Origin of the sequence: Corallococcus praedator (assembly GCF_003612125.1) — a bacterium.
GTDB classification, from domain to species: domain Bacteria; phylum Myxococcota; class Myxococcia; order Myxococcales; family Myxococcaceae; genus Corallococcus; species Corallococcus praedator.
The window spans coordinates 1-6107 of sequence record NZ_RAWI01000492.1; the positions used below are offsets into that span (position 1 = coordinate 1).

The following is a 6107-nucleotide window of genomic DNA, read 5'->3' on the forward strand; positions in this document are numbered from 1 at the left end:
TCCACCAGCAGCACGCCCAGACTGAAGACATCGGAGCGAGGCGTGAGCGGCTGCGGTGCTGGGGTGGCGGGGGCCACGCGCTTCGGGCCCCTCGTCCACCCGTCAGGAAGTAGCGCCCGCTGGCAAGTCGCCTAAAGGTGGTCTGGCCGCAGCTCTCACCGGGCCGGAGGCCATCGCCGCGGCCGTCGCTCATCCCGCGATGCTCCAGGAGGATTCAGCCACCGTGACGACGCAGACAACGCAGACCCCATCCCTTCAGCTCCCGTCGAAACTCGTGAAGAAGGGCATGAGCGTCATGGCCCGCGCGGTGGGGACCGTCGCAACCTGCGCGGCCCTCGGATGCCCCAGTCCCCAAATACGTCCGGCGCCTCCTCCCGAGCCATGTCCCGTGGGGGCCGTGAAGGCCATGGCGAAGCTGAAGATCAAACTGGAAGACAAGCACGGCGCGCTTTTTGTCTTCGGTCGGCCTCAGTTCATCTCAGTGCGTGAGGGACCCACGGAGCTGATCCTGGCTGGCCCCTGGGCGGACATGCCGAGCAACACAGTACTGTCGGGCCGGCTCATCGTGAGAGACCGCGTTTATGGGCGCCTGACGTGGGCGACGACGCCGAAGGGTGACAGCTTTCCCGTGTGCATGGAGGTCTACGCGGAGGGAGGGGCGCGAGGGATGGCCCGCGAGCCCGGAGACGATTCGCCCTCCAGTGCCCGCATCTTCACGGCCGCCTACGTGAAGGCGGTCGGTGGGTTCGAGTAGCAAGCCTGTCCGGGAGCCATCGTCGAGTGCCTTCTTCTTCCTTCGCCGTTCTGCTGGGATTCCTGTTCACGAGCGGAGCCGCTGTCGCTCAGGCGGAATTCCCATCCACCGTGCCGGGGGCGCGCCGCATCGAGCTGGCCCCTGACGAAGCTCCTCTCCCATCCGAAATCGCGGTGAGCCCAGGGCTGTCATCTGGCTTCTATTTCGATTCAGACCTACTGAGCGACGGCATCGAACTGGAAGGCCGGGAGCGCTTCTCGCTGGTGGACGTGGGGCAAGCCACCCTCCGATTGGTTCCTTCGTCGCGCGTGAACCCTGGCGAGACGTTCCGGCTGGTCGTGCGCTTCCGGGATGGAGCGTCGCCAGTGAGGGCCTTCTTCCTGCTGCGAGCCCATCCCGCGAAGGCGGAGCCACTCGTCGAGGTCTATCGTGGGAAGCGGACGATTGAGACCTACCAGCAAGAAGCCAGGGAGGCTCACGCGAAGCTGCTGATCTGCCAGGGCGAGAACGCGCGGTTGAGCGCCGAGCACGATGCGCCAGCGGGCCTGACGGGGCTCATCTCCACGGGAGCACTGGATGATTCGGGAGTGGCCGGCAGGGTCGTGACCCAAGATGTTGCCCAGGCTGCTGGGAACGCGCTCGAAGCAAACCTGGTTAATAGCTACCGTTCCAGGACGGGTGTCGCCGTGGAACTCATGCTGATGGTGAGGTCAGGTGCTCAGCCTTGGAGTGCGAAGGGCGCGTTGCTTCGAGGCAAGGCTGGAGCGGATTTGAAGGTGCTCCGCGTGTGGCAGGAGCAACCCATACCCGTGGGAGAGGCCCGGCGCGTCGTGGTCGAAGCCGAGACCACGACCGCTGCTGCCCAAGGGAACTTCTCGCTCAAGCTCTGGGAGGAAGGCGGCCCGCGCACCGTCACGATCAGCAACGTGACGTTCCCGTAGGAAGGCGTTGAGGAGCAGGCCATGGATGAGCCTTGTTTCCGTGGGGAGTCGATAATGGACGGACGTTCCTGGAAGGGAAATTGGAGGGTTCGGCTGTATGAGCGCGCCCGTGAGCGTGGTTTTGATTCGCTCACCGCCTTCGCGAATGCACGTCCTGCGGTCCCCGTGCATCAACTGGCCGAGGAACTTGGCAGGGAAGATGTCGCGGGCGTGCAGGTCTTGAGCGGATTGCTCGCGGAGGCGGAACAGCGCAAGCAGGTCACGCGCTTTGTCCGCGATCTGCTCGTGCGCGAGTTGTCCCAGAGCCTCCCTGATGGCTGGCCTGCCGTGATGGACGACACGTCCCGCTTCGCGGTCGCCAAGGCGCTCGGCCTCTGGAGTGGCTACACCCCGGAGACCCACCTGGACCGCGCCGATCAGGTCATGGCCGCGCTTCGCGCCTCGCCGCCACAGCCGGGCTGGCGCCCACTGGGACCCGACGACGCGCTCCTCCGCATGCTCCTGCCGGACGACGAGGCCTGACCGGCCCCCGGTGGGGTGCTCAGCAATAATCCATACTTGAAGCCAGGAAGGTGAAACCGGCGGGTGTCGGGAAGGGTCACCCACCGGGTGCCAGGGAGCGCGTGACGCGCGTTGTCCTTCCCGGTACACGTCTGTACAGTGCCCGGCCCTATGAAGCCCGAGAAGGAAACCGAGGCTTTTTCCGGCCCGCGTCGCTCACCGTGGTCGGGGGATCGCGGGCTGGATGCCGTGCTCCAGGGGTGGCGGACGGACCGGCAGGTGTGGCCGAACATGGTCCTCGACGCGGTGACGCCCGCTCGGGCCGGGGTCTTCGCGCCGCTGCCGGAGGACCTGGCGCCTCAAGTGCGGGACGCGCTGCGCAAGCGGGGCGTGGAGCAGCTCTTCTCCCATCAGGCGGAGGCCTTCGAGCGCGCCCGGGACGGGGAGAGCCTGGTCATCGCCACGCCCACCGCGTCCGGCAAGAGCCTCTGCTACAACCTGCCGCTCTTGGATCGCTTCGCGCGCGAGCCGGACGCTCGGGCGCTCTACCTGTTCCCCACGAAGGCCCTGTCGCGCGATCAGGAAGAGTCGCTGCGGGCGTTCATGCGCGAGGCGGGCCTGGGCCACGGCGCCATCACCTTCGACGGAGACACGCCGGGGGATGCGCGGCGGGCCGCCCGGGAGCGCGCGGGTGTGGTGCTCACCAACCCGGACATGCTGCACACGGGCATCCTGCCGCACCACGCGAACTGGGCGCGGCTGTTCGCGAACCTGCGCTACGTGGTCATCGACGAGCTGCACACGTACCGGGGTGTCTTCGGTTCGCACCTGGCGAACGTGCTGCGCCGGTTGCAGCGGGTGGCGCGGTTCCACGGCGCGTCGCCCACGTTCATCCTGGCGTCGGCGACCATCGGCAACCCCAAGGCGCACGCGGAGCGGATGCTGGGGCGCGAGGTGGCGCTGGTGTCGGAGAGCGGCGCTCCGTCCGGCGAGCGGCGGGTGCTGGTCTACAACCCTCCGGTGGTGAACGCGGAGCTGGGCATCCGCGCCAGCTACCTCAAGAGCGCCGTGCGGCTCACCGCGGACCTGGTGCGCGCGGGCGTGTCCACGCTGCTCTTCGGACAGTCGCGCAACAACGTGGAGGTGATGCTCAAGTACCTGCGCGACCGGTTCGTGGAGGAGAAGCTGGATCCGTCGCTCATCCAGGGCTACCGGGGCGGCTACCTGCCGGGCACCCGGCGCGCCACCGAGGCCGCGATGCGCGCGGGCGAGGTGCGCTGCGTGGTGGCCACCAACGCGCTGGAGCTGGGCATCGACATCGGGTCGCTGGACGCGGTGGTGTGCGCGGGCTACCCGGGCTCCGTGGCCGCGCTGTCGCAGCGCTTCGGACGGGCGGGGCGCCGGGGCATGGGGAGCCTGGCGCTGCTCGTCACATCGAGCGCTCCGTTGGATCAGTACTTCGCGTCGGATCCAAAGGCGCTCACGGGCGCGCCGGTGGAGCATGCGCGCATTGATCCGGACAACGTGGAGATCCTCGTGCAGCACCTGAAGTGCGCGGCCTTCGAGCTGCCCTTCGAGGAAGGGGACGCGTTCGGGGACGTGCCGGTGGAGAACACCACGGAGGCGCTGGACTTCCTCACGCAGCACCAGGTGGTGCACCCGTCGCAGGCGGCGGAGGGCGGGCGGCGGATGTTCCACTGGTCGTCGGACGCGTACCCGGCGCACCACGTGTCGCTGCGCAGCGTGGGCTGGGACAACGTGGTGGTCATCGAGCGCGGAAGCGACCGGACGCTGGCGGAGATGGACTTCCGCTCCGCGCACACGCAGCTGCACGAGCAGGCCATCTACCAGCACGACTCGGAGCAGTATCAGGTGGAGCTGCTGGACCTGGAGAACCACAAGGCGTTCGTGCGCAAGGTGGCGCCGGACTACTTCACCGACGCGATGACGAACGTGCGCGTGAGCGTGATCCAGGAGGACCAGGGCGCGCCCGTGGGCCCGACGCTGCACGCGGGGCTGGGCGAGGTGTCCGTCATCGAGAAGGTCGTGGGCTACAAGAAGATCAAGTACCACACGCATGAGAACGTGGGTTACGGCGACGTGCGGCTGCCAGAGATGCAGATGCACACCACCGCGCTGTGGCTGACGGTGCCGGAGGCGGTGGTGCGGTCGATGGATGCACCCCGTCCGGCGGTCATCGATGCGCTGCGCGGCCTGGGTTCGGCGCTGCGCACGGTGGCGTGCGTGGGGTTGATGAGCGACCCGCGCGACCTGGGGCGGACGCTCGGCAGCCGGGATGAACCGGACGGTCCGCCGCGCAAGGAGGGTGGGGTGGGCTTCGAGCCGACGCTGTTCCTCTACGACAACGTGCCCGGTGGCGTGGGGCTGGCGGCGCGGCTGTACGATCAGCGCGAGGAGTTGCTGCTGCGCGGTCGCAAGCTGCTGGAGTCGTGTCCGTGCGAGGACGGCTGTCCGGCGTGCATCGGGCCGGCGGCGGGTGGTCAGCCGGGGAGTGCTCCGGTGGGAGCGCATCCGCGCAAGCGGTTGGCGCTGGAGCTCCTGGCGGCGCTCGGCGTCGCGGGAGTGCAGTGAGGAGCACGGACGGCGCATGGACCTGAAGCGCAAGCTGTCGCGACTCACCAGCGCGGGCCCAGGCGGCTCGCGGGGAACGCCGGCCCCGGTGAACACCGTGGTGGAGGCGCGTCCCCAGCACGCGTCACCTCCGGACGTCCCCAAGGTCGAAGAAGCAGGGACGACCACCCTCGCGGAGGTGTTGGTGGAGGCGCTTCGCAAGCGCCTGTCCATGGAGGGGGAAGAGGGTCCTGCTCCCGGGCCGGTCTCGCGCGAGGCGGGTGGCTTCGCGGAGCCCTCGGGTCCGCGTGACGGGGCTCGGGACGAAGCGGCCTCCGGCCTCGTGGACCTGCGAGAGGAAGCACGGCGACGGTTCGCTGCCCGGAAGGCAGGCAGCGCGGACGGCCCGGCGGATCCCCGGGTGGAGTCGCTGCGCCAGATGCTGTCGTTCTGGGCGGAGCGTCAGGGCACGGCCTCCGCGCGGCGGTCGGTGGCCCCGGTGCCCGAGCCCCGGGCGCTGCCGGTGGAGGCGCGCACGACGTCGTTCGGCACGGTGCACGTGGCGGAGCAGTTGTACGCGCCGGAGCACCACCACGGCACGGCCCCGGTGGCGGCGGCGCTCGACGTGGAGGCCCGGCTGGTGGCGAGTCTCGCGCTGCATCCGGAGTTGGAGTCGGTGGACTTCACGCGGATGCTGATGCTGGACACGGAGACGACGGGGCTCGCGGGAGGCACGGGCACGGTGCCGTTCCTGGTGGGGCTGGCGTGGTTCGAGGGCCGGTCGCTGCGCGTGCAGCAGCTCTTCCTCCGGCGCATGGGTGAAGAGGCGCCGATGCTGCGGCTGCTGGCCGAGCGCATGGCGTCGTCGTCCTGCCTCGTCACGTACAACGGCAAGAGCTTCGACTGGCCACTGCTGCGCACGCGCTTCGTGCTCAACCGGGTGCCGGTGCCGAAGGAGCTGCCGCACCTGGACCTGCTGCACTGCGCGCGGCGTGTGTTCAAGCACCGGGGCGAGGGTGCGCGGCTGGTGCACCTGGAGTCGAAGGTGCTGGGCCACCACCGGGTGGACGACGTGGACGGGTCGCTCATCCCGGAGCTGTACTTCCGCTTCCTGCGGGGGACGGACGGCTCGGAGCTGGTGCCGGTGCTGGAGCACAACCAGAAAGACCTGTTGCTGCTGGCGGCGCTGCTGGGGGACCTCGTGCGCCGCTTCCGGGCGGAGGGGACGGAGCAGCAGGATCCCCGCGACCTGCTCGGCTTCGCGGTGGTGGCGGAGCGGGCAGGGGACGCGGAGCGCGCGCTCGCGTTCGCGAAGGCGGCGGCGGAGGGCGGCGGGAACG

General features: G+C 69.4%; 5 protein-coding genes. All 5 read left to right on the forward strand.

Annotated elements, in window-relative coordinates:
• Window positions 1-406: 406 nt before the first annotated feature.
• Window positions 407-754: a hypothetical protein gene (locus tag D7Y13_RS36980; RefSeq protein ID WP_120630958.1), complete on the forward strand. Its 348-nt coding sequence runs from the start codon at window positions 407-409 to the stop codon at window positions 752-754.
• A gap of 26 nt (window positions 755-780) precedes the next feature.
• Window positions 781-1695, forward strand: a complete 915-nt coding sequence (locus D7Y13_RS36985) for a DUF2381 family protein (protein WP_120537305.1) — start codon at window positions 781-783, stop codon at window positions 1693-1695.
• A gap of 51 nt (window positions 1696-1746) precedes the next feature.
• The gene (locus D7Y13_RS36990) at window positions 1747-2217 is read left to right on the forward strand and encodes an NUDIX hydrolase (protein WP_120585479.1); all 471 of its coding nucleotides are present in this window, start codon (window positions 1747-1749) and stop codon (window positions 2215-2217) included.
• A 150-nt stretch (window positions 2218-2367) separates the two neighbouring features.
• Entirely contained in the window at window positions 2368-4788 is a 2421-nt protein-coding gene (locus D7Y13_RS36995) for a DEAD/DEAH box helicase (RefSeq protein ID WP_199732928.1), read from the forward strand.
• Between the two features lie 16 nt (window positions 4789-4804).
• Window positions 4805-6107 (forward strand): ribonuclease H-like domain-containing protein (locus tag D7Y13_RS37000; RefSeq protein WP_120630959.1); only part of this gene is annotated, 1303 nt, incomplete at its 3' end.

What these genes read in the sequence shown, in the direction of transcription:
- D7Y13_RS36980 (WP_120630958.1), top strand. Translation starts at nt 407, where the DNA reads ATGGCGAAGCTGAAGATCAAACTGGAAGACAAGCACGGCGCGCTTTTT.
- D7Y13_RS36995 (WP_199732928.1), top strand. Translation starts at nt 2,368, where the DNA reads ATGAAGCCCGAGAAGGAAACCGAGGCTTTTTCCGGCCCGCGTCGCTCA.